The sequence below is a fragment of the Streptomyces venezuelae genome (genome assembly GCF_008642355.1).
Lineage (GTDB): Bacteria > Actinomycetota > Actinomycetes > Streptomycetales > Streptomycetaceae > Streptomyces > Streptomyces venezuelae_B.
The window spans coordinates 206,038-227,278 of the sequence record NZ_CP029193.1 but is presented as its reverse complement, the minus strand read 5'-3'; the positions used below and the strand labels follow the sequence as shown (position 1 = coordinate 227,278).

Below are 21,241 nucleotides of genomic sequence, written 5' to 3'. Positions count from 1 at the left end.
ATGACCACCACGCTAGGCAGGACGCGAGCAGCTGCGTTCGTACGCGGACCACACACATCGGCCGAACTTTCGTACGGGGAACCGAAACGGGGAACCGAAACGGTCACCCGTCGGCAGGGCACCCACCCCGATACGCCCGAAACGGTGCGGTCAGCCTTCCGCGGGACGCCCCGCCCCGGAGACGCCGCTCCCGTCGTACGCCCCCATCAGCCGCAACTCCAGCATCGCGGCGAACCGCGCGGACGGATCCCCCAGATCGATCCGCCCCACCTCGGCGACGCGCCGGATCCGGTAGCGGAAGGTGTTGGGGTGGACGAAGACACCGGCCGACGCGGCGATCACGTCGCCGAACGCGTCCAGCCACGCCCGCAGCGTCTCGACGAGGTGGGCGTTGTGCCGCCGGTCGTACGCCGTCAACCGGGCGAGGGGGCCCGACAGTTCGTCGCGGTTGGCGACCGCGAGGTCCCTCATGTCCAGCAGCAGCGCGTCGATGTGGACGTCGGCGATGGCGGCGACGCGCCCGCCGCCGTCGCCGGGACGGTTCGTCAGCACGCGCAGCGCGCGGTCCGCGTTCGTACGGGACCTGGCCAGTGCGGCGGGCTCCGACGCCACCGAGCCGATGCCGATGACCGCGTCACCGCGGTCCCCGGTGCGCTGCAGGAAGTTCTCCGCCACTTGCACGGCCCGCTCCCGCGCGGCCCCCGCGTCGTCGGCGACGGGGAACAGCGCGTACGCGACATCGCCGAGCAGCGCCACCGCCGAGCGCGGCTGCACCGCCGTCAGATGCACGGCCAGCGCCGAGGCGAGCCGCTGCCGCTCCGCGGCGCGCCGGGCATGGTCGCCGCCCGTCGCGGACGTGGCTCCGAGCCCCATCGCCAGGACGAGCAGCGGCTCGTCGGCGAGACCCAGCCGGCCGAGCGCCGCGACCGCCCCGGGACCGCCCTCCAGCGCCGTCGTCACCAGATCGGCACGCAGCCGGTTCTCGGCGTCGGCGCCCGCCCGGAAGCGGAGCATGTGCAGGGCGACCAGCTTGGCCGCCTCCTTGAACGCCTCTTCCCGCTCCTCGGTCAGCGGTTCGCGCAGCGCCGCCCACACCGAGCCGAGGACTTCGTCGCCCGCCCGCACGGCGATCGCCACGCGCGGCAGCGCGACCTCGTCCCCGAGCGTCGGCGGCGGGATGTGCACGGGCCGGTCCGTGCGGTAGAGCTCCTTGAAGACGCCGTGCTCCTCGTGGAGGCGCAGGTACCGCTCGGGCACCCGCCGGGCCAGGATGCTCGCCACCCGTGCCGGGTCCGCCTCGTCCTGACGCCCGGAGAAGGCCAGGATGCGCGAGCGGCGGTCCTCGATGGTGATCGGCGCGTCCAGCAGCGTCGCGATGGCGTTGGCCAGCGCGAACAGATCCCCGGCCGGTACGCCGCCCAGCGTCTGCTCGTCGGTCCCGCCCACGTCGCCCTCCGACAGCAGAGTCCGCAGCATCGCCGCCAGCTGGGCCCAGGACGCCCCGCGCGTGAGCGCGAGCAGCGCGATCCCGGTCTCCTCCGCCACGGCTTCCAGGTCCGCCGTGTCCACGGGCCCGCGCACGACCAGCGCGGCGGCGCCCACGCCGGTGAGCGAGCGCATCAGCCGGGCGGTCTCCTCCGCCCCGTGCACACCGACACCGAGCACGACGGCGCGCTCCGGATAGTGCTGTTCGTCGTGCGGATCGTGGATGCCGACGCCGCCGATCCCGGTCACGGACGCGGGGTCACCGAGGAGCAGATCCAGGAGCGAGGGCCCGAGGTCGTCGAGCACCCGGCTCAGACCGCGGGCGGGGTGCGTCGACATATGGCTGATCATCTCCGCAGGTTAGGGCCGCTGGGATCCCGCGCATCCGTACGGGGATACGAGATTACGCGGCCATTCCCGTACCCCTGAACGAACCCCTTCCGATACGGTCCCGGAACTGCGACCCGCACCACACCCCTCACAAGAGCCGCACCCGGTACGGTCACCCCACCGGTCTCCGTCCCGGCCGCCGTACTACGGGAAAATCTCGATGGGCGCGTCGAGCGTGAGATGCGGATACGGTGCTGACGTGATGATCGAGAGGGAGGGACCCATGCCTGGAACCGTGCTGCTCGTCGCGGCCGCCCCGGTGGGCAAGGGACGCCTGGTGGACGCGGCTTCCGTGCTTCCCGTCCTCGCGGCGGTGCCCACGGAGACGCTCGCCGGGACGCCGACCGCGAGCATCGTGGAACTGGCGGACCCGCTGGACCCGCAGACGGTGCTGACCCGCCTGAGAGCCGCGGCCACGACCCCGGGACACCTGACGGTCTACCTGATCGGGCAGGTCCATCTCGACCGGCGCCAGCGGCAGTTGCACGTCGCGCTCGCCCGCACCACCACGGCGACGGTCCGCTACACGGGCTTCCCGTGGCACTGGTTCGCCCAGGAACTGCGGCACCGCCCATCGGGAAGCACCACGGTGATCGCCGACCTGCACGCCGACACGGAGAGCTGGCAGGTCCTCACCGAGCACCCCCTCGACGCGGGACCCGGCGTCGCCCTCCACGGCCGTGTCGCCCCGCCCGCCCGGCGCCGTACGCCCGCGATCCCCGCGTACATGAAGGCCGTCGCCACGATCCTCCGCAGCGGCCACCGCCCGCCACCCCTCCAACTCCACCAGCAGGCCGCAGCGCAGGGCCTCGGCGACGACGCCCCCGACCTGCTGCCCTTCCACGATCCGGCCACGCCCCCGGCCCCGCACCAGCAGCCCGCACAGCCCGCCGACGCCCACATGGACCCGCACGCGGCGATCACCGCGGCCGTCGAGGCGGGCCGGCACGGCGAGGCGGCCTCGCTCGCGGCGTCCTGGGAACAGAGCGCGCTGCGCATGCACGGCCCCGGGTCCAAAGAGGTCATCCACTGGATGGAAGTACGGGCGGACCTGGCGAGGTTCGCCGGTGACCCCGCGCGCAGCTGCGAGACGTGGCTCGCCGTGGCGTCCGCCCGCCTCACGTCGGGCCAGGCCCCCGATTCCCCCGAGGTGGAAGCGGCGGCGGACCGCGCCCACCACCTCTGGGACCGCATCAAGGACGCCGAGGCGGTCCGCGCCCTCGGCCCCGCCCTGGTCTCCCTGCGCCGCCAGGTGCCGGGCCGCCAACGCGGCACGCTGCTGCTCGCGCAGCGTCGGCTGGAACAGTTCCACGCACAGGAGATCCCCAGGATTCCGGCCCCCGGCGCCCAGCCGACGGCGAGCACGCCCTGAGGAACGGGCGGGGCGAGGGCGCACAGCGCACGACATCGGGTTCGGGACGCGAGGCTGGACCTCACATCTCTCTGCGCTGATTCGTCAGTAATAGGGAGACGGCACAACCCAGCAGCCGGCCCAGACCGCCCATCCCTCGCCGCTCGCCCCAGGGAGTAGAAGCCATGAGCATCTCCGTGCTCCTCGTGGACACCGACGCCTTGCTGCGCACCTGCTGCGCCACACTGCTCGCCGCGCAGCCGGACATAGCGGTGGTCGGGGAGGCCGGAGACGGTGCCCGGGCCGTGGAACTCGCGGAGCGGCTCCGCCCGGACGTCGTCCTCATGAACCCCCAACTGCCCGTCATGAGCGGCATCGAGGCGACCCGCCGCATCTCGGCCCGCCCGCACCTGTCCGGCGTACGCGTCCTCGCGATGGCCGCGCCCACGGCGGACTCGCAGGTGTTCGACGCGCTCGCGGCGCACGCCTGCGGGTTCCTGTTCCAGGACGCCGAGCCCGAGGAACTGTTTCGCGCGATCCGCGTGGTTTCTCAGGGCCAGGCGCACTTGTCTCCCCGCATCGTGCAGCGGGTCATCGACGAGTGCGTGTTACGGGAGAGGACCGCCGAACAGGCGCCCGGCATCCCGCTGGACAGCCTCACGCCGCGCGAGCGGGAAATGCTGGTGCTGATCGGCACCGGCCTGTCCAACCAGGAGATCGCCGAGAAGCAGTTCGTCTCCTGCACGACGGCCAAGACCCGCGCCTGCCGCATCATGGCCAAACTGGGCGCCCGGAACCGGGTGGAGCTGGTCTCCATCGCCTACCAGTGGGGTCTGGTCCGCCGCCGGGAAGCGGCCCGTCCGGCCAGGTGAGACCGGCGCCCCGCGACGTCGGACAGCTGAATCCGGCCCCGGGCGCGGGCGCGTGTGCCCCGTGGGACTCCGCGCACTAGAGTGCGGCGGACGTGCCCGGCGTACGCCGGGTTCTGCCCCGACGACAGGAGCCCCACCCCTCATGAAGCGGACCCGAACCGCTCTGGCCGCGCCCGCTCTCGCCCTGGTCTCGGCCCTGACTCTCAGCGCGTGCGGAGACTCGGACTCGTCCTCCTCGTCCTCCGAGGACACCTCAGCCTCCTCCGGCACGTCGGAGGAGTCCGCGAAGTCCCCGGAGAAGCCGGTGGATCCGGCCGCCGAGCTGCGCCGTGCCGCGCTCACCGAGAACGACGTCAAGGGGTTCACGGTCAAGAAGCCCGACAAGAAGTACGCGTTCGCCGCGTCCCAGGACCAGATGAAGGTCGACAAGGCCGCCTGCGCCCCCGTCGCCTACGCGACCAACCAACTCCCTCTGGGCACACCGCAAGCCGACCTGATCCGTCTCGCCACGGGAGCGAAGGGCCCCGGCGACTTCACCTACGTCACGCTCGCCACCTACGGCGACGGTGAGGCGAAGACCACCCTGGCCGACCTGGCCGAGGCCGTCCGCTCCTGTGGCACGGGCTTCTCCGCCAAGGCGGGCCGCAACACGGGCTCGTACTCCTCGATCACCGCCGAGACCGCCCCCGAGCCGAACGGCGCCGACGAGTCCCTCGCCTTCAAGGTGACCACGAAGTACGAGGGCATGACCCACACGATGCGCGCCCAGGCTGCCCGCCACGGCGACACCATCGCCCTGTACTACGCGGTGGACGGCATGGCCTTCACCCAGGCCCGCCCGGGCAACGCCAAGATCGGCAAGGCAGTGGTGGACGCCCAGAGCGCGAAGTTGGCGTAGCCGCGGAACCCGGCGCCGCGGTCACCCGAGTCTCAGTCGAACCGCAGGATGCGCGGAGCGAACGTACCCTCAGGTCCGGCCGCACGGCCGACCGCCCAGACCGACTCCGTGCCCGGCACCGACGCCAGCTGCAGCACCGACGAATCGCCCTCGCCCGGCACCGTCGGATCGCTGTACTCGGCGAAGGACTGACCGTCCCAGGCGAGGAAGTCCGGCCCCGGCACGAGCGGAGGGTACGTGCCGGGCGGGCCCCACTTCTGCGAGCGGGCCACCGAGACCCAGCCGAGCTTGCCGGACGCGGAGGGCGCCAGCGAGGTGATCGCGCCGAAGTTCGTGGGCACGGTGACCCGGCTCCACGACTCCCCGTCCCACCGGACCAGCAGCGGCGGGATCGGCTTGCCGGGCGGGCCGCCGACGAACCCGGCCGTGCCGCCCGCCCACACCTCCGTCGGAGAGGTCGCGAGCACCGTGCCCACGCCCGCCCGCGGGAACCCGTCCACGACCGTCTGCTGCCAGGCCTTCCCGTCCCAGTGCGACACGGTCGCCCCCGACCCGCTGGAGCCCGCGGCCCATACGTCGTCGGCCGCCAGGATGTGCAGGCCGTACACCGCCCCGGGCGGCACCGGCAGATCCCGCCAGCCGCCGGAGTCCCGGCGCAGCAGCACCTGCGCGCCCTCCCGCGAACCGATCAGCCACGTCTCGCCGCCACCGGCCACCACCTTGGTCAGCGCGACACCGCGCGGCGCCCGGCTCTCCTGCCACACCTTGCCGTCGAAGCGGAGCAGGCGCGCGCCGCCCGCCGAATCGCGCCCCACCGCCCAGGCCGTCGTCGTCGAGTCTGCGGCGACGGACAACAGTTCTCCCTGCCAGCCGACCCCGGGCAGGCTCTGGCGCTGCCAGGCGGTTCCGTCCCAGCGCAGCACCAGCGGGAACCCCGGCGCCTCGCGCCCGACGGCGTCGGCACCCACCGCCCACGCCCGGTCCGGGCCGGACGCCACGGCCTCGTTCAGGCCGGCCTGCGGACGCACCTGCTCCGGAACCGGCACGTGCTGCCAGGAGCGGGGCTCCGCCGCGGCGGACGACATGACGGCCACGACCGTCATGGCCACGGCGAGAACGGCGACGAGGAGGCGGCGCCACACGGGGCGTTGAGGTCTGCGGGTCATGACCGGCCTCCCAGCCGCTCGCTCATCAGATTCGGTTTCGAGCCGTAGATCTCCACGGTCCCGAAGGACAGCAGCGAGTCCCCGACGGTCGTCAGCGCCCGCGGTTTGACGTCGATCGCGTTCGTGCGTTCAGGACCGTAGGAGTAGGTGATGCGACGGCCGTCCAGGCGCGCGTACTTCGACTGGAACGCCCGGTCGCTGCGGACCGGCAGCCACAGCGCGCGGTCCGGGCCGCGCACCATGGCGGAGGTGGAGGCCTCGCCCAGCGCCGGATACGTGGTGCGCCAGGCATGCCCGTTCCAGGTCATCAGGTAGGTGCGGCCCACGCCGTCCGTGTACTGGCTGCCGACGATCGTCATCCGGCCGTACGGTTCGAGCAGCATCGTGTGGACGTTGCTGTTGGTCGGCAGCGGCACCTTCGCGTCCCGCCACTGTGTGCCGTCCCAGCGCAGGACGACGGTTCCGGCACCGGTGCTGGTGTCCGCCCACGCCCAGGCGTCGGTGGCCGTACGGGCGGTGATGCCCATCAGGTACAGCACGCCGTCCGGGGTGGGCTGCAGGGTCCAGCGGGACCCGTCGTAGTGCAGCACCTTCAGTCCGGTGCTGTCCTCGCCGACCACCCACGCGGCACCCGGCACGGCGACGAAGTCCTGGTACGTCCACAGGGTCTGCGGCAGCGGGACAGTGCTCCACGCACCCTCCGCCGAGCGGCGCAGGATCTCCCCGGCCCCGTCCCGCGTACGGAAGATCCACGTCTCCTCGCCCACGAACTGCACCTTGCCGAGGCGCCCTGGCTCCCCGGCGCCGGGGAACGTCGCGTCCCGGCTCCACGCCGCGCCGTCCCAGCGGTACAGCATCGGGCGCGGCCCGTCGGCGGCCTGCTCGGCCCCGGTCGCCCACGCCTCGTCGGGCCCGCGGGCCGCGAGATCGGAGACGGACGGGGGTGGGGCGGCAGCCGGCACGGGCACCGCCGACCAGTCGGCGTGCGCCGCCGCCCCGGGGCCCGCGGCCGCGGCCGGCGACACGACCGCGGCAGGTGACACCACCGCGGCACACGCGATCACCACGCAGAAGCAGACGGTGCGGAGCCTACGAAGAGTACGGAGACCGTTCACGACACCCCCAGGACGCGAAGGTCGCACAGCCTATTGGCATGCACACGACCCCGGATAGGCGGCATTCAGCCGTCCCGCCGCCCCGTCTCCCGCCGTCAATCCCGCTACGCCGACACTCCGCCGACGAGTGAATGACGCGGGACGGGGCGCGCCGGAGAATGCACTCCCCGCCGCCCGTGACCCGTGACCTCCCCGTGCGGTGGCGCGTTCCCCAGTCGACCATCGCGACCAAGGAGCGGTACCGACGTGGAAGCCACTGAGCGTGTCACGGTTCTCATGAAGAAGAACTTCGGGGTCCGTCTCGACGACGTGTCGTCGGACGTCCCCCTCTACCAGCTGGCCATCGACTCCCTCGCGCTGGAGGAACTGCTCCTGCTGATCGAGGACGAGTGCGCCATCGATCTGGCCGACCAGACCCTCTCGTCGCGCGACACCGTCGCGACGCTCATGTCGGTCGTGCGCCAGAAGGCGGCGGCGGAATGACGGCAGCGAACACGACCGCCTCCGCGCCCGCGGCCGTCGTCACCGGCCTCGGCCTCGTGACCGCCGCCGGCGTCGGTGTGAAGCACGCCTGGCACCAGATCACCAACGCGACCGTCCCGCAAGGAGTGCGGCGACCGGACCCGTTGCAGGATCTGCCCTGCGATTTCATGTACACCATCGACGACGGCGACCTCGACGTCGACGCCGTGCTCGGCGTGGCGAGCCACCGGCTCATGGACCGCTTCGCGCAGCTCGCCGTCGTCGCGGCCCGGGAGGCCGTGGCGGACGCCGGGCTCGGCCCCGACGTGTGGGACAGCGCACGCGTCGCCGTGGTCGTCGGGTCCGCCCACGGCGGCCTCACCTTCTACGACGAGCAGCACCGCACCCTCACCGAGCGCGGCCCGCGCAGGGTGTCCCCGAGAATGGCGCCGCTGACCGTCGTCAACGGAGCGGCGGGCAGCGTCGCCCGTGACCTCGGCACCCGCGGGCCCAGCTTCGCCGTGGCCACCGCGTGCTCCTCCGGCACCGACGCGATCGGCACCGCCCTCCACCTGCTGCGCGCGGGCGCCTGCGACATCGCCGTCGCGGGCGGCACGGAGTCCATGTGCTCCCGCGCCGTCTTCGCCGGCACCTGCAACGCGAAGGCGCTGTCCACGCGTACGACGGAACCCACCACCGCCTGCCGCCCGTTCGACGTGGACAGGGACGGGTTCGTGGTGGGGGAGGGGGCCGGGATCCTCGTCCTCGAGCGCGCGGAGCACGCCAGGGCACGCGGCGCGAAGGCCCTGGCCGCCTTGCGCGGGTACGGGGCGGCCACCTCGAGCGAGGCTTCCTCCCCCGTCGCCACGAGTGAGGCCGGTATCGAGCTGGCGCTGCGCGCCGCGCTCGCCGACGCGGACGTGGCCCCGGGCGACATCGGACACGTCAACGCCCACGGCACGTCCACCGTCATGAACGACCTGGTGGAAGCGGCCGTGCTGCACCGCGTCCTGGGCGAGGGCCCGTTGGTGACCTCCACGAAGTCCATGACCGGGCACACGCTGGGCGCCGCGGGCGGCATCGAGGCGGCGTTCACCGTGCTCGCCCTGCAGGAGCAACTGGTGCCGGCCACGGTGAACCTCAGGACGCAGGACCCGCGCGTACCCGTGGAAGTGGTCGCCGGATCCGCCAGGCCGGCCCGCCTGGACTGTGCGGTGAGTACATCGCTCGGATTCGGCGGGCACAACTCCGTACTCGTCTTCGCCCGAGACTGACCGACCGGGAGTGACCGTCCGAGACCGCTCGCCCTCGCCCGAAACGATCGCTGTGACCGAACCGGAAAGAAGCATGATCGAGGAATACGTCCGCACGGTGACCGCGCACGGGGTGCCGTACAACTACCGGGTACTGCGGCAATCGGACCCCGCCCGGAAGACCCGCGACGAGCCGGTCGTCGCGCTCGGCGGGGTGCTGGAGGGCATGCACGACTGGGCGTACCTGGAAGAGGCCGTCCTGCCCCGGGCGAGCCTGGTCACGCTGGACCTGCCGGGCCTCGACCCGGCCGCCTTCCAGCACGGGGACGGCCTCGACCTCCTCTGCGAAGGACTCGCGAGCGTCGTCGACGACCTCGGCGCCGCCCGCATCCACCTCTACGGCTACTCGCTGGGCGCGGCCGTCGCGCTGCAGTACACGCAGGGCCACCCCGAGCGCGTCGCACGGCTGCTGCTCGGCGGCGTCCCCGGCGACGTCACGGACGAGATGGAGAGTCACCTGCGTACCGCCGTCGGCTGCGCGAGGGCCGGCGACGCGGAGGGTTTCGCCGCCCTGATGGCCGACGGACTGCTCTGCCTCGACGACAGCCACCACGTCCACCGGCGGGCGCTGACCCGCGGATACCTTCGGCGCTTCATGCGCAACGCGGCCCATGTGCCGCGCAAGGTGGACCTGCTGGCCACCGCCCTGATCACGCGCCGCCGGCCCCTGCACGGCGGTCTGTCCGGGGTGCCCACGCTGGTGTTCTGCGGTGGCCACGACCACCTCCATCCGCACGAGGAACTGCAGGCGTTCGCCGCGAAGATCGAGGGCAGCCGGGTCGTCACTTTTCCCGACTGTGACCACATGCTGCCGTTGCAGCGTCCCGAGGCGGTCACGTCCCTCGTGGGGTCCTTCCTGCTGGACGAGCCGACGGCCCACGCCCGCGGCTGAACGACGTACGCCGCCGAGCGACGCCCCCCGTCGGCACTGTTCCTAGAATGGCCAGGTGGAGGACATCGACGCGATCGCGGCACTGCAGGACCCGGTGCGGCGTCGCCTGTACGAGTACGTGGCGGAGCAAGGCCGTGAGGTCGGGCGCAACGAGGCCGCCGAGGCCACCGGGGTGGCACGCACGCTCGCGGCGCACCACCTGGACAAGCTGGCCGAAGCCGGCCTCCTGGAGAGCGGCAGCCGCCGTCTGACGGGGCGTTCGGGGCCGGGGGCGGGCCGTCCCGCCAAGGTCTACACGCGGTCGCGGGCCGAACGGTCGATCTCGCTGCCCGCCCGCGACTACCGCACCGCCGCCGAACTCCTCGCCGAGGCCGCGGAGGAAGCCGGTCTGGACGACGGGCTGTGCGCGGCGGCGCGCCGCCGGGGCGAGGCCCTGCGCGGACCGGCGGAGTCGTGCGACGACGTGGACGCGGCGATGGAGCTGCTCGCCGCGCGCGGCTACGAACCGCACATCGAAGACGCGGACGAGGGGACGGGCGGGCCCGCGTCCCGCGTCGTCCGTATGCGCAACTGCCCTTTCCACGCAGTGGCCGAGCGCTTCCCGCCGCTGGTGTGCGGCATGAACCTCGCACTGCTTGAGGGGCTGATCGGATCGGATGGGGCGGTGCGTGCCCGGATGGACGCCAGACCGGGGGAGTGCTGCGTGATCATCGAGGCTTCTAAAAACAATATTCATTGACATAGAAAAGCGGCTCGTGCTGGGATGACGGCATGACCTCAGCCGCGCCTGCCGCCCACCTCGCCGAGCTCAACCTCGCCAAGCTTCGCCATCCCCTGGACGACCCGCGCATGGAGTCGTTCGTCGAGCTGCTCAATCCCGTGAACGCCGCCGCCGACGGCGCACCCGGTTTCATATGGCGACTGGTCGAGGAGGGGGCGCCCGACGCGACCGCGCTGCGCCCGGCCGGCGAGGACGTCATCGTCACCATGTCGGTGTGGGAGACGCCCGAGGCGCTGTGGGAATTCACCTACCGCAGCGGCCACTTGGAGGTGATGCGACGCCGACGTGAATGGTTCGACCGGCACGTCGAGGCGTACCTGGTGCTGTGGTGGGTGCCCGCCGGGCACGTGCCGACGGTGGACGAGGGCCTGGAGCGGTTGGCGGATCTGCGGGCGAACGGCCCCTCCCCGCGGGCGTTCACCTTCGCCTCCACCTACACGGCGACCGAGGCCGCCGGCACCCTGCGGGCGGACGCCGTCCCGACGGCATGAGGCTCGCCGCGCGGACGCGCAACCGTACGTAACACCAAAAGGCGTAAAAACAACGGCGGTTGCCGGCGTCGACTGTCACGCTCGACCCATGACCTTGCGGATGGGCTCCGTGGACGCGGTGAGCCGCGCCGTGCCGGAGGCGGCGGCGCGGGCGGGAACCGTGGCGGAGCTGGGGAGCGTGCTCTCGCAGCACCTCGCCACGGTCCTGCCGCACGACGGCTACCTGCTCTCCGGATTCGACCCCGTCACGGGCGCGCGCTGCTTCCTCGCCTGCGAGAACAGCTACAGCAGCCGCGCACGGCGCCGGATGGACCGGGCGAACGCCCTCGGCCGGACCCGCAGACCCGTCGCAGACCTCCTCCACGGCCCCTGTCCGGCGGTCGTGCTCGGCGCGGGGGCGCAGGACCCGTGCCCCGACACACGTCGCCTCCACGGCATCATGGCCGCCGACGACTACGGCAGCGAGCTGTGCATCGCCCTGTCCCGAAGCGGCGTCGCCCGGGGCGCGTTGGTACTGCTGCGGGAGCGGACCTCCAGACCCTTCTCCCCGGCGGAGAAGACCCGCGCCGCCCGACTGGCGGAGCCGCTGGCCGCAGCCGTGACGCGGTACGTCACGGACAAACCGCTGCGCCCCCGGCAGGTCCACCTCCCCCCGGCCGTCGTCGTCATCGGCAAGAACGACGAGATCGCCGGAGCGACCCCCACGGGGCGCGAGGCGCTGCGGGGCATCCTGCCCGGCGTCTACCCCGCAAGCGACCAGGAACTGTTCAGCTTCATCTGGCACATCACCTACACGGCCCGGCGCACCGCCATGCCCGCGATCACCCGCGCCCCCACCCCCCTCGGCTGGTTCTCCCTCCAGGCCCACCCCCTGGACGGCGCGATGACAGGCGACACCGTCGTCACCCTCCAGCCCGCCGCACCCACGGAACTGCTCCCCGCGCTCGCCCAGTGGTACGGCATCTCACCCAGGGAACGCACCGTCATCGAGCAGGCCCTGCAAGGCCTGGCAGCCAAACAGATAGCCCGCCGCCTCAACCTGTCCCCGCACACGGTGAACGACCACTTCAAGGCGGTCTACCGCAAGACGGGCGTAACGGGGAGGGAGGAACTGATCGCCTGCCTGTGAGGGAGGGGGCAGCTCAGCCGGGGTTCGCCAGCAACCACGCCAGAACCGTGACTCCGAAGCAGACCGGCGTGAGAACGAAGAAGGCGAGCAGCGGCACGTTGTCGATGACGCCCTCGCGGATCTTGCGGCCGGGTTTCAAGCGGCGGCGCGGGCGGGTGACCTCTTTTCGCAGGTCGAGGCGTTCCGCGGCGCGGTCCGAGACGATGACTTCCGCGCCGGGCGGGCGAGCGAGGAGGGCGCGGCGGACGAGGGCGTCGACGGTCTCGTCGCCGCCCGCCAGCTTGTCCAGGACAAGCCGCACGCCGTGCGTATCGGTGAGGATCAGCCGGTCGTCCATCCGCGTCTGGACCGGCACCTCAAGACGACCGACCTTGGTGAGCCGAGCCAGATCGATGGTGTGGCGGCCGGTGAGGGTGCGGGCGGAGAGCAGGCCGCCGTCGTACGTACGGGCATGCCAGCCCATGGAGGCGTACGACGCCACCAGACAACTGACCCACGGGGCAAAGATGTTGAGGAGAAGGATCCCCGAGCTGATCAGGTCTCGTCTGACCAGCACCACCGGGACCACGAAGGCGAGGAGTGGCAGCAGTAGGGCGATGAGGTCGGTGACCTGCCGGGCGGCGCGCCCCTGGGCGGGGGACACTGTCGTTCCCGCAGGTGCCGGCGAGTCCGGAGCGGGGGTGTTCTTCGCGCGCGAGTCGGTCGTCACGGCCATGACGCTATCGGGTTCCCGGACGGTCTCCAAAGGTGTCCGCAGGGCTTACCCGCGCCGGGATCCACCGGTTCAGGGGAGCGGAGGGGAAGAGCCCGGGGTTACCAGGCCGCACTGGTAGGCCGCGGCGACTGCCTGGGCTCTGTCTCGCATGCCGAGTTTCAGGAGGATCCGGCCGATGTGGGTCTTGACCGTGGCCTCGCCGATGAACAAGTGGGCGGCGATCTCCGCGTTCGAGAAGCCGTGGGCGACCAGGACGAGGACCTCCCGCTCCCGGCCGGTGAGCGCCGCGAGCTCCGCGGGGGCCGGTCTGATCCGCTCCGGGCGGGCGGCGAACTCGGCCAGCATGTCGGCGACCACCGCCGGGTCCAGCCAGCCGTCGCCGTCGGCGAGCGCCCGCACCGCGCCCACCAGTTCGCCGGGGGCTGCGTCCTTGAGCAGGAATCCGGAGGCCCCGGCGCGCAACGCCTGGTAGACGGCCTCGCTGACGTTGTACGTCGTCAGGACCAGCACCCGCGCCTCGCCCGGAAACGTGTCGGCGGTGATCTGCCGGGTCGCCTCGACCCCGTCCGTGCCGGGCATCCGTACGTCCATGACGACGACCGTGGGACACAGCTCCGCGGCGCGCGCGACCGCTTGGGCGCCGTCCGCGGCCTCGCCCACCACCTCGATGCCGTCCTCGCCGGTCAGCAGCAAGGCGAGCGCGGACCGCACCATCGCCTGGTCGTCGGCGATCAGTACCCGGATCATGACCCGGCCTCCTGCGGGGAGAGTTCCCGCGTCGGGAGGCCCGCGGTGACCCGGAAGCCGCCGTTCCTGACCGGACCGGCCTCGAACGTGCCGCCGCACACGGCCACTCGCTCGCGCAGCCCCAGCAGACCGTGCCCGGTCGAGAGTTCGGAGCGGTCGGCGGGCGGGACGCCCCGGCCGTCGTCCAGGATCGTGATCTTCAGCCGGTCTCCCGCCGGGTGCCAGTCGAGCCGTACGACGGTGACCGCACCTGGACCCGCGTGCTTGGCCGCATTGGTGAGCGCCTCCTGCACCAGCCGGTAAGCGGTCAGGTCGACGCTCCTGCCAAGCGGGGCGGGGTCGCCCGTGACCCGCAAGTGCGCGGTCAGGCCCGCCTGGCGCACGCCGTTCAGGAGCGGGTCCAGGTCGGCCAGGCCGAAGCTCGGCTCGTCGGCTGCGAGCCGCTCACCGTCGGCGCGCAGCACCAACAGCATGTGCCGCAGCTCGGCGACCGCTGTCTTGCCGCACGACTCGATCTGCTCGAGCGCGCACTCGACCCGGTCCGGGTCGGTCCGCAGCACATGACGAGCGCCGCCCGCCTGCAGCACCATCACGGTGACCGCGTTGGCGACGATGTCGTGCAACTCGCGTGCCGTACGCGCACGTTCGGACAGCACAGCCTCTTCGGCGCGGGCCACCGCGAGCCGGTCCCGGATCGCCGCCGCGCGCCCCGCGCGCACCCACCGGCCGACCGCCCACACCTCCAGATGGAGCAGCCCGTAGAAGCAGGCCACCCCGAGCAGAGACGTCAGCCGCTCCGCTTCGGGTACGTCGGCGAGCGCCGCCCGCACCGAGAGCGCGACCGGTACCGCCACGGACACCAGCGCGAGCACGGCGGGCCGGGCGCCGCGCAGGGCGGCGACGGTGTAGAGGGCGGTGAGCAGGGCCAGGGTCGGACTGTAGTCGAACGCCCCTGCGGCGGTGAGGAGTTCACCGCCGAGCGCGTGCGCCCACACGTGGCCGAACACCGCGAGCGGCGCACGCCGCCGCACCGCGAGCGCCGCGTAGCCGAGCACGGCGTACCCGACCGTGAGCAGCCGGTCGGCGAGTCCGACGGAGGGAAGCGCGAAGTCCGAGAAGAGAAATAGGTCGGGCAGCAGGAGCGCGGCGGCGAGCACCGAGTCCTGGACGGCGGGCGCCGCCCGGTACAGCCTGCCGAGGACGGTTCCGGGGCCGGTCATCGTGGTCCGGTCGGCGAGTGTGGCGTGTCGGGGTGCGGCGGGTGGGGCAGGCAGGTGCGGATGACCCGGCAGGGTCCCGCGGCGAGCGCGTCCAGCCGGTCCTCGCTCAGCGTGGCCGGGCCCGCCTTCCTGGGCCGGGCGGGCACCGAGGAGTCGTAGCCGAGCTCGCGCATCGCCGCCCACAGGTCGCCGTCCTCGATGCGCAGCGCCTCGGCGAGCCGCCGCTGCGTGGCGGGCTCGGCGCGGACCACGTAGCGCGAGGGACCGGCGAGCCGGACGACGCTGGCCAGCACGCCCGACGGAGGTTCACCCCCGCCCTGCCCCAGGTCCAGACCCCCCTCCCGGCCCTGGTCCTGGCCCTCGCCCCGCACGAGGTGCTCGACGTCGGCCACCCCGATCCGCTCCACGGGCCCGCTCTCCTCGGGCACCGGCACGATCACCGCGACCAGCGCCCCCGGCGGCTCGACGAGGAGCGGCGGCGGATCGGGGACGAGGAGCACGTCCCGGTCCACGAGGAGCGCCCGCGCCCCGATCGGTTCGAGGGTGACGTCCGCGGCTTTGACCAGCGCGGTTGACGCATCCATGGGGTCGCTCGAGTCGCTCATGGGTCCATGAAACGTGCTCGACTCCACGCAGAAACGTACACCCTGGGTCGTACACCGGTAATCCACTCCAGAGTGGACGCGAGGGTAGTCCTGATGCGCGCATTCTCATGGGTGTCGGAAACCCGTCCGACGCGGAGAAGGATCAGGGAGACGGACATGGGACACCAGGTCAAGTTCTACCAACTGCGCTGCATCGAGACCGAGGACAGCGGCGAGGACGAGACGTGGGTGGACTTCCGCGGCGGCCGCGTCTGGGGGCGCGGCGACGTCAGCAAGGGTGACGTCATCAACGTCAACAACGGGCCGTTCACCTTGTCCAACAGCGGGGCCGACGTCGTCTCCGTGTGGGAGCACGACACCCTCGACCCCAACGATCACCTGGGCGACTTCCACATCAGCCCGGCCGTCTCGGGCCGCGGCGAGCAGGTCGCCGTGTTCCGCGGCGACGACGCCCACTACACGCTCACCTACGAGGTGCGGCCGGACAACTGGTAGTCCCGCCCACCGACGAGTGCGCCCCAAGGCGCACGAAAGCGCGCCGCCGAAAGGGAAGGCCGGCGGCGCGCTTGCTCCTGCGCGCCGCGCGGGCCGGGCTCGGCTCCGCGCGGCGTGGGGCGTCAGATCAGTCGTTGACGCAGGTGTTGCCGAAGGCCGGGTTCAGCAGGCCGATGATGTCGACGGTGTTGCCACACGCGTTGACCGGGATGTGGATCGGGACCTGGAGGGCGTTGCCCGAGATGACGCCGGGCGAGTTCTGGGCAGCGCCCTGCGCGCCGGCGTCGGCAGAAGCCAGACCCGCAGCGCCCATCACCAGGGCGCCGGTGCCCAGGACCACGCTCAGCGTCTTCTTCGTTGCGGACATGGTGGATCTCCTTGCAGTCGTATGTGCCTGAGGGCGCCCGGTCGGGTCACCACACGCCGTGCGCGACCGGAGCAGCACAACTCTGGGCGCCCGCGGTGATCAACGCGCGCCCCCGCGGCCGGACACGCGTTCTCCCCCGAATGCCGCAACGGCCCTGATCCGCCGCATGTCCGGCCCCACCGCCGAAGGAGCGGGCGAGGTCACTCGCCGGCGGTGTCCCGGCACTCGACGTGGCCCCAGCCGTGCGCGTTCTTGGCGATCTTCTCGCCGGCCGCGTACGGCTTCTGGCAGTGGCAGCGGCCGGGGTACTTCGCCTTGATGACGGCCCCCGAGGACGCCTTGCCCGAGGACGCCTTCTTCGTACGGGCGGCGCCCTGCCGGGGCGTACGGCTCGCGGGGGAGGAGGTCATGCGGTCCGCCCGCGGCTCCGGGATCTCCGTCGCGCCGTGCGCCGTGCCCGCGGGTTGCTGGCTCGTCGCGGCGTCGCTGGCCGCGACGTCCGCGATCGCGTTGAGGTGGTCGCCGTCCACGCGGTGCGCGGCGACGTGCCGGAACGTCACCTCGCGGCCCTGGAGCAGCGCGTCGATGCGCACGACCAGGTCCTTGTTGGCGACCGGCTTTTTCGCCGCGGTCTGCCATCCGTTGCGCTTCCAGGACGCGATCCACTTGGTGACCGCGTTCATCGCGTACTGGCTGTCCATCCGCACCTCGAGCGGTACGGCCGGGTCGGTGGCCTCCAGGAGTTCCGCCAGCGCGGTCAGCTCGGCCACGTTGTTCGTGGAGTGACCGAGCGGACCGGCCTCCCAGCGCTGCGGGTGGCCGTCCGCGTCGGCGACCACCCAGGCCCAGGCCGCCGGCCCGGGATTCTTCTTCGCCGCTCCGTCACAGGCGGCAATGATCAAGTCAGACATCCCTCGATCGTTTCATCCCGCGACGGCCGGCGGGACACCGCAGGCCCCGGACGCGCCCGGCACGGCCGCTCGATGTCTTGTCGAGGAAATGCCGGGCACACGTACTTTCCGAAGCGAGCCGTGGCGGGGGGCGTGGTACTCCTGCGGTAGCCCTCAAGGAGACCGACACTCCATGAACGTGAACGAGCACTCTCCCACCGCCTGCGGCCGGCCCGGCCCCGGTGACCAGACCACTGTCGCCGACGGGGCCTGGCTCGCCGTCGCCTGCCAGCTCGCCACGGCGAGCCCGCCCTCGGACTCCGAGTTCAGCGCGGGTGCCGTCGTCGTCGCCGACGACGGCACCGAACTCGCCCGCTCCTACGCCCGCGAGAGCGGCGCGCACCACCACGCCGAGGAAGGAGCCCTGGCCAAACTCAGGCCGGACGACCCGCGCCTGGCCGCGGCCACCCTCTACGCCTCACTGGAGCCGTGCACGGAAGACGGCTCCGGGCCGCGCTCCTGCGTCCGGCTGATCCGTGACGCGGGAGTACGCCGGATCGTCGTCGCCTGGCGGCCCGCCACGTCCGGCAGCGGTCGCGCCGAGGAGGCCGGCCTCACCGTCATCGAATTGCCCGAGTACGCCGACGCTGCCAAATCCCCGAATTCTCATCTGATGTAATGGCCCGGTCGCTCGTCACTCGTCGTCCGCCTCCTTCTCCCAGAGTTGTCAGAGCATGATGAGCAGGCGCGTATTCGGCTTGAGTTTCCTGTTCACCGACCGACTCTGCACGTACACCTCCAGCTTGGGATTGTTGCCCGCCTTCACGGAGACAGTTCCGTGGATACCTGTACCGAAGAGAAGGCTGCGCGCCGCGTCTCCCGTATAAGCGCGGTCGGTGTCCTTCTCGACGACTATGACTTCCTTGTTCTGCTGCACCTGGGCCCGGGCTCCGAGCTGGTAATAGCAGGCACCCCTTTCATAGGTGACGCCCGGATGCGAGTTGACGAAGGGACGGATCTCTGTCTCCTTGTCGACCTTCAGGAGACGGTATTTGTCGGCCGGTATCGGTTCGAGGTTCGCGCGCACCTCGTCGACCGATATGTCCTGCCCGACGGCGAACAGGTTCTTCGTGCCGCGCACGCCCTGCTCCCGGCCGCGGAGGAAGCTGGTGGCGGCGGCGCGCACGGTGCCGATCGCGTCCTCGACGCCCTTCTGGGAGTCGGCGTCCCAGATGGCGATGTTGCCCGCCGGGAAGCCGTAGTTCTGCGCGGTGCGCTTGGCCAGCGAGTTCGGCACGAGGATCGCGGACGTCCAATGGCCGGGCAGCCCGCTCATCTTCGCCGTGATCCTGTCGAGCCAGGGGCCGAGGATGGTCATGTCGCCGTCGTGGCGCCTGTCCCCGCCGGAGGCGTTCTCCTCGCCGTCCGTGACGACGATCTGGAGGAAGCTGTGCTCCCCGTATTCCTCCCAGATGTGCCCCAGGTCGTCCAGGGACTTCAAAGAAGCCTCGATGAGCGCCGTCGCCCCGTTCTTCACCCGGTACAGCCCGCGCATGGACGGAAGATGCTTCACGTCCATGTCCCAGACCAGGTTCTCCACCTTGTGGTCGAAGGAATAGAGGCTGATACGGGTCTCGTGGCCGAGACTGTCCGACTCGGCCTTCAAACCCGCCACGAACTCGTCCACCACGCGAATGAGTTGGCTCTGGTGCGGCTGCATGGAACCGGAACAGTCGACCACCAGCGCGACGTGATTCACCTTGTGCTGAATCCTGTTTGCGGACACGTCAGTGCTCCCCCTTCGAGGTTCCCCGAGTGATGTTCCCCGAGTGATGTATTCACTCTATGCGGAGGCACTGACAACGGCCTTTGACGCCGAATCACCCCACCCTGTCCGCAGCCCCGTCGACACTCCGCCGCGTGGCCGCCCACAGCGCCAACGCGACGCAGCTGAACCCCGCGCCCAGTCCGCACACGGCTCCCCAACCGCCCACCGTGTAGAGGGAGGTCGCGGCGATGGCGCCGAGGGCGCTGCCGACCGAGTAGAAGACCATGTAGCCGCCGATCAGCCGACTGCCCGCCTCCGGGTGCAGTGCGTAGATCAACGTCTGGTTGGTGACGTGGACCGCCTGCACGGCGAGGTCGAGGAGCACCACGCCGATGATCAGGGCCGCGAGAGAGCTGCGGGTGAAGGCGAGGGGCACCCACGAGACGGCGAGCAGAGCCAGTGCGGTGCCGGTGGTCTGCCGGGAGAGACCGCGGTCGTTGAGGCGCCCCGCCGCGGTCGCGGCGAGGGCCCCGGCGGCACCGACCAGTCCGAGCGCGCCGATCGCGCTGTGGGACAGGGAGTACGGGGCCTCGCTGAGCGGCAGCGCGACGCTGCTCCACAGGGTGCTGAAGGCGGCGAACACCAGCAGGCAGAAAAGGGCGCGAAGCCGCAGCAGCCGCTCACGGGCGAACAAGGTGACGGTGGAGAGCAGGAGTTCGCCGTAGCGAAGGGGCGTCCTCCTCGTCCCGGGAGCGCCGCTGCCGGGCGGGAGCGCCCGGTCGCGCGGGAGCACCCGGTGGAGGACCAGCGCGAGCAGCGCGGTGAGGGAGGCCGAGGCGAGGTAGACGGAGCGCCAGCCCGCGAGGTCGGCCAGCACGCCGGACGCGGTGCGGGCCAGCAGGATCCCGACGACCACACCGCTGGTGACCAGGCCGACGACCCGTCCGCGGCGCGCGGCCGGCGCCAGCGAGGCCGCGAAGGCCACCAGTGTCTGGGTGACGACGGCGAGGAGCCCCGTGGCGGCCATCCCCGCGAGCAGCATCCCCGCTGTGCGGGCGGTGGCCACGAGGGACAGCGCGCCTACAAGGCCCAGTAGTTGGACCACGACGAGTCGGCGTCGGTCGACTCTGTCTCCGAGCGGTACGAGGAAGAAGAGTCCGAGGCCGTACCCCACATGCGTGAGCGTGACCACGCTGCCGATGAGTGCGGGGCTCATGGCGAGGTCGTGGCCCATGGTCACCAGGAGCGGCTGGGAGAAGTAGACGTTGGCCACGGATGCTCCGCAGGCGATGGCGAAGAGGAGCACGATGCCGGGGGAGAGGCTGAACGTGGCGCGGCCCCCGGTCTCGCCTGCGCTGCTGTCACCGTCTCCGTTCTCGGTCCCGGCCTCACCCCTGCCCTCGTTCTTGTTCCCGTCTTCCGCTCGGGTGCCGAACCGTCGTGTCGCGGCCTCGCCGTCGCAGGGCATGCGCGTCCCACCTCCGTCCATCCACGCCTGGTTGCAAGTTGCCACCAGGGGAGGTGATGACGGTAGCGGTCCTTGGTAGCATGTTGCAACCAAGGGGAGAGTGAGAGGCGGACGCCATGGTGACCAGGACGCGTTTCGACGACAGTGACTGCCCGGTGGCCCGGTCGGTGGACGCGATCGGCGACTGGTGGTCCCTGCTGATCGTGCGGGACGCCTTCGACGGGAGCCGGCGCTTCGGCGAGTTCCAGCGCAGCCTCGGCGTGGCGAAGAACATCCTCACCGCGCGTCTGCGCACTCTCGTGGACGGCGGAGTCCTGGAGTCCGTCCCGGCCTCGGACGGCAGCGCTTATCGCGAGTACGTCCTCACGCCCAAGGGAAAGGCGCTCTTCCCCGTCATCGTGGCGCTGCGCCAGTGGGGCGAGCAGAACTTCTTCGCGCCCGGCGAACCGCACTCCCAGTTGGTCGACCGGCGACAGGGTCAGAGTCTGCGCACCCTCGAAGTGCTGTCGGCGGACGGGCGGCGCCTGAGCCCCGACGACACGGCCGTCCACAAGGTCCCGCCCCGGACGCCGGCTCCGTGACCGTTTGTCCGGCCGCGCCCCGCACCGTCCCACATCGCCC

The 21,241-nt window shown here is 71.8% G+C and carries 23 protein-coding genes; 12 read left to right on the top strand and 11 right to left on the bottom strand.

Annotated elements, in window-relative coordinates:
- Positions 1–150: 150 nt before the first annotated feature.
- A complete protein-coding gene (locus DEJ47_RS00980; RefSeq protein WP_150175354.1) occupies positions 151–1,824 on the bottom strand; it encodes a PucR family transcriptional regulator in 1,674 nt (557 codons plus the stop codon).
- A gap of 274 nt (positions 1,825–2,098) precedes the next feature.
- Here DEJ47_RS00980 and DEJ47_RS00975 point away from each other — a divergent pair, with 274 nt between their 5' ends.
- From DEJ47_RS00975 to DEJ47_RS00965, 3 genes are all read left to right on the top strand, one after another.
- A complete protein-coding gene (locus DEJ47_RS00975) occupies positions 2,099–3,247 on the top strand; it encodes a hypothetical protein (RefSeq protein ID WP_150164024.1) in 1,149 nt (382 codons plus the stop codon).
- Between the two features lie 164 nt (positions 3,248–3,411).
- Positions 3,412–4,098, top strand: a complete 687-nt coding sequence (locus DEJ47_RS00970) for a response regulator (RefSeq protein WP_150164023.1) — start codon at positions 3,412–3,414, stop codon at positions 4,096–4,098.
- Between the two features lie 142 nt (positions 4,099–4,240).
- Positions 4,241–4,996, top strand: a complete 756-nt coding sequence (locus DEJ47_RS00965) for a hypothetical protein (protein ID WP_150164022.1) — start codon at positions 4,241–4,243, stop codon at positions 4,994–4,996.
- A gap of 32 nt (positions 4,997–5,028) precedes the next feature.
- Here DEJ47_RS00965 and DEJ47_RS00960 read toward each other — a convergent pair whose 3' ends face one another.
- Positions 5,029–6,138 (bottom strand): hypothetical protein, encoded by a 1,110-nt coding sequence (locus tag DEJ47_RS00960; RefSeq protein WP_150175353.1) that lies wholly within the window; start codon positions 6,136–6,138, stop codon positions 5,029–5,031.
- 20 nt (positions 6,139–6,158) lie between these two features.
- Entirely contained in the window at positions 6,159–7,277 is a 1,119-nt protein-coding gene (locus DEJ47_RS00955) for a hypothetical protein (RefSeq protein WP_223828181.1), read from the bottom strand.
- A gap of 246 nt (positions 7,278–7,523) precedes the next feature.
- Between DEJ47_RS00955 and DEJ47_RS00950 the strand changes: the two genes are divergently transcribed.
- The 6 genes from DEJ47_RS00950 (at position 7,524) to DEJ47_RS36725 (ending at position 12,345) form a co-directional block, all read left to right on the top strand.
- Positions 7,524–7,760: a phosphopantetheine-binding protein gene (locus DEJ47_RS00950; protein WP_223828180.1), complete on the top strand. Its 237-nt coding sequence runs from the start codon at positions 7,524–7,526 to the stop codon at positions 7,758–7,760.
- The gene (locus DEJ47_RS00945; protein WP_150164021.1) at positions 7,757–9,013 is read left to right on the top strand and encodes a beta-ketoacyl-[acyl-carrier-protein] synthase family protein; all 1,257 of its coding nucleotides are present in this window, start codon (positions 7,757–7,759) and stop codon (positions 9,011–9,013) included. The genes DEJ47_RS00950 and DEJ47_RS00945 overlap by 4 nt, the downstream gene beginning before the upstream one ends.
- Before the next feature lie 73 nt (positions 9,014–9,086).
- Positions 9,087–9,944, top strand: a complete 858-nt coding sequence (locus tag DEJ47_RS00940) for an alpha/beta fold hydrolase (protein WP_150164020.1) — start codon at positions 9,087–9,089, stop codon at positions 9,942–9,944.
- 55 nt (positions 9,945–9,999) lie between these two features.
- The gene (locus tag DEJ47_RS00935; protein ID WP_150164019.1) at positions 10,000–10,683 is read left to right on the top strand and encodes a helix-turn-helix transcriptional regulator; all 684 of its coding nucleotides are present in this window, start codon (positions 10,000–10,002) and stop codon (positions 10,681–10,683) included.
- Between the two features lie 32 nt (positions 10,684–10,715).
- Positions 10,716–11,216: a DUF3291 domain-containing protein gene (locus DEJ47_RS00930; RefSeq protein ID WP_150164018.1), complete on the top strand. Its 501-nt coding sequence runs from the start codon at positions 10,716–10,718 to the stop codon at positions 11,214–11,216.
- A gap of 88 nt (positions 11,217–11,304) precedes the next feature.
- A complete protein-coding gene (locus DEJ47_RS36725) occupies positions 11,305–12,345 on the top strand; it encodes a helix-turn-helix transcriptional regulator (protein WP_223828179.1) in 1,041 nt (346 codons plus the stop codon).
- A 13-nt stretch (positions 12,346–12,358) separates the two neighbouring features.
- Here the strand turns inward: DEJ47_RS36725 and DEJ47_RS00920 are convergent, their stop codons facing one another.
- From DEJ47_RS00920 to DEJ47_RS00905, 4 genes are all read right to left on the bottom strand, one after another.
- Entirely contained in the window at positions 12,359–13,054 is a 696-nt protein-coding gene (locus DEJ47_RS00920; protein WP_150164017.1) for a hypothetical protein, read from the bottom strand.
- A gap of 75 nt (positions 13,055–13,129) precedes the next feature.
- Positions 13,130–13,807 carry a response regulator gene (locus tag DEJ47_RS00915; protein ID WP_150164016.1) on the bottom strand — a complete coding sequence of 226 codons (678 nt, stop codon included), beginning with the start codon at positions 13,805–13,807 and terminating at the stop codon, positions 13,130–13,132.
- Entirely contained in the window at positions 13,804–15,027 is a 1,224-nt protein-coding gene (locus DEJ47_RS00910) for a sensor histidine kinase (protein WP_150164015.1), read from the bottom strand. The genes DEJ47_RS00915 and DEJ47_RS00910 overlap by 4 nt, the downstream gene beginning before the upstream one ends.
- On the bottom strand, positions 15,024–15,632 hold the full coding sequence (locus DEJ47_RS00905) for a hypothetical protein (protein ID WP_150164014.1): 609 nt from the start codon (positions 15,630–15,632) through the stop codon (positions 15,024–15,026). Before DEJ47_RS00905 ends, DEJ47_RS00910 begins: the two co-directional genes overlap by 4 nt.
- A 156-nt stretch (positions 15,633–15,788) precedes the next feature.
- On the opposite strand from DEJ47_RS00905, the gene DEJ47_RS00900 reads away from it, so the two are divergent.
- Complete coding sequence (locus tag DEJ47_RS00900) at positions 15,789–16,127, top strand: hypothetical protein (protein WP_150164013.1); 339 nt, start codon at positions 15,789–15,791, stop codon at positions 16,125–16,127.
- Positions 16,128–16,254: 127 nt separating this feature from the next.
- On the opposite strand, the gene DEJ47_RS00895 is transcribed toward DEJ47_RS00900, so the two are convergent.
- Together DEJ47_RS00895 and DEJ47_RS00890 are read right to left on the bottom strand one after the other, a co-directional pair.
- Complete coding sequence (locus tag DEJ47_RS00895; protein WP_150164012.1) at positions 16,255–16,494, bottom strand: chaplin; 240 nt, start codon at positions 16,492–16,494, stop codon at positions 16,255–16,257.
- 200 nt (positions 16,495–16,694) lie between these two features.
- The gene (locus tag DEJ47_RS00890) at positions 16,695–17,405 is read right to left on the bottom strand and encodes a ribonuclease H (protein WP_190415209.1); all 711 of its coding nucleotides are present in this window, start codon (positions 17,403–17,405) and stop codon (positions 16,695–16,697) included.
- Between the two features lie 172 nt (positions 17,406–17,577).
- Here DEJ47_RS00890 and DEJ47_RS00885 point away from each other — a divergent pair, with 172 nt between their 5' ends.
- Positions 17,578–18,063 carry a hypothetical protein gene (locus tag DEJ47_RS00885; RefSeq protein ID WP_223828178.1) on the top strand — a complete coding sequence of 162 codons (486 nt, stop codon included), beginning with the start codon at positions 17,578–17,580 and terminating at the stop codon, positions 18,061–18,063.
- 48 nt (positions 18,064–18,111) lie between these two features.
- Here DEJ47_RS00885 and DEJ47_RS00880 read toward each other — a convergent pair whose 3' ends face one another.
- Together DEJ47_RS00880 and DEJ47_RS00875 are read right to left on the bottom strand one after the other, a co-directional pair.
- A complete protein-coding gene (locus DEJ47_RS00880) occupies positions 18,112–19,170 on the bottom strand; it encodes a vWA domain-containing protein (RefSeq protein ID WP_150164010.1) in 1,059 nt (352 codons plus the stop codon).
- A 94-nt stretch (positions 19,171–19,264) separates the two neighbouring features.
- Positions 19,265–20,620 carry an MFS transporter gene (locus DEJ47_RS00875; RefSeq protein ID WP_150164009.1) on the bottom strand — a complete coding sequence of 452 codons (1,356 nt, stop codon included), beginning with the start codon at positions 20,618–20,620 and terminating at the stop codon, positions 19,265–19,267.
- A gap of 116 nt (positions 20,621–20,736) precedes the next feature.
- Here DEJ47_RS00875 and DEJ47_RS00870 point away from each other — a divergent pair, with 116 nt between their 5' ends.
- The gene (locus DEJ47_RS00870; RefSeq protein WP_150164008.1) at positions 20,737–21,201 is read left to right on the top strand and encodes a winged helix-turn-helix transcriptional regulator; all 465 of its coding nucleotides are present in this window, start codon (positions 20,737–20,739) and stop codon (positions 21,199–21,201) included.
- Positions 21,202–21,241 lie beyond the last annotated feature (40 nt).

Bases quoted from the DNA above. Each gene is read 5' to 3' on its own strand.
- DEJ47_RS00970 (WP_150164023.1), top strand. From the start codon at position 3,412: ATGAGCATCTCCGTGCTCCTCGTGGACACCGACGCCTTGCTGCGCACC.
- DEJ47_RS00900 (WP_150164013.1), top strand. From the start codon at position 15,789: ATGGGACACCAGGTCAAGTTCTACCAACTGCGCTGCATCGAGACCGAG.
- DEJ47_RS00885 (WP_223828178.1), top strand. From the start codon at position 17,578: ATGAACGTGAACGAGCACTCTCCCACCGCCTGCGGCCGGCCCGGCCCC.
- DEJ47_RS00965 (WP_150164022.1), top strand. From the start codon at position 4,241: ATGAAGCGGACCCGAACCGCTCTGGCCGCGCCCGCTCTCGCCCTGGTC.
- DEJ47_RS00915 (WP_150164016.1), bottom strand. From the start codon at position 13,807: ATGATCCGGGTACTGATCGCCGACGACCAGGCGATGGTGCGGTCCGCG.
- DEJ47_RS00890 (WP_190415209.1), bottom strand. From the start codon at position 17,405: ATGTCTGACTTGATCATTGCCGCCTGTGACGGAGCGGCGAAGAAGAAT.
- DEJ47_RS00980 (WP_150175354.1), bottom strand. From the start codon at position 1,824: ATGTCGACGCACCCCGCCCGCGGTCTGAGCCGGGTGCTCGACGACCTC.
- DEJ47_RS36725 (WP_223828179.1), top strand. From the start codon at position 11,305: ATGACCTTGCGGATGGGCTCCGTGGACGCGGTGAGCCGCGCCGTGCCG.
- DEJ47_RS00875 (WP_150164009.1), bottom strand. From the start codon at position 20,620: ATGCCCTGCGACGGCGAGGCCGCGACACGACGGTTCGGCACCCGAGCG.
- DEJ47_RS00940 (WP_150164020.1), top strand. From the start codon at position 9,087: ATGATCGAGGAATACGTCCGCACGGTGACCGCGCACGGGGTGCCGTAC.
- DEJ47_RS00975 (WP_150164024.1), top strand. From the start codon at position 2,099: ATGCCTGGAACCGTGCTGCTCGTCGCGGCCGCCCCGGTGGGCAAGGGA.
- DEJ47_RS00870 (WP_150164008.1), top strand. From the start codon at position 20,737: ATGGTGACCAGGACGCGTTTCGACGACAGTGACTGCCCGGTGGCCCGG.
- DEJ47_RS00945 (WP_150164021.1), top strand. From the start codon at position 7,757: ATGACGGCAGCGAACACGACCGCCTCCGCGCCCGCGGCCGTCGTCACC.
- DEJ47_RS00905 (WP_150164014.1), bottom strand. From the start codon at position 15,632: ATGAGCGACTCGAGCGACCCCATGGATGCGTCAACCGCGCTGGTCAAA.
- DEJ47_RS00910 (WP_150164015.1), bottom strand. From the start codon at position 15,027: ATGACCGGCCCCGGAACCGTCCTCGGCAGGCTGTACCGGGCGGCGCCC.
- DEJ47_RS00895 (WP_150164012.1), bottom strand. From the start codon at position 16,494: ATGTCCGCAACGAAGAAGACGCTGAGCGTGGTCCTGGGCACCGGCGCC.
- DEJ47_RS00930 (WP_150164018.1), top strand. From the start codon at position 10,716: ATGACCTCAGCCGCGCCTGCCGCCCACCTCGCCGAGCTCAACCTCGCC.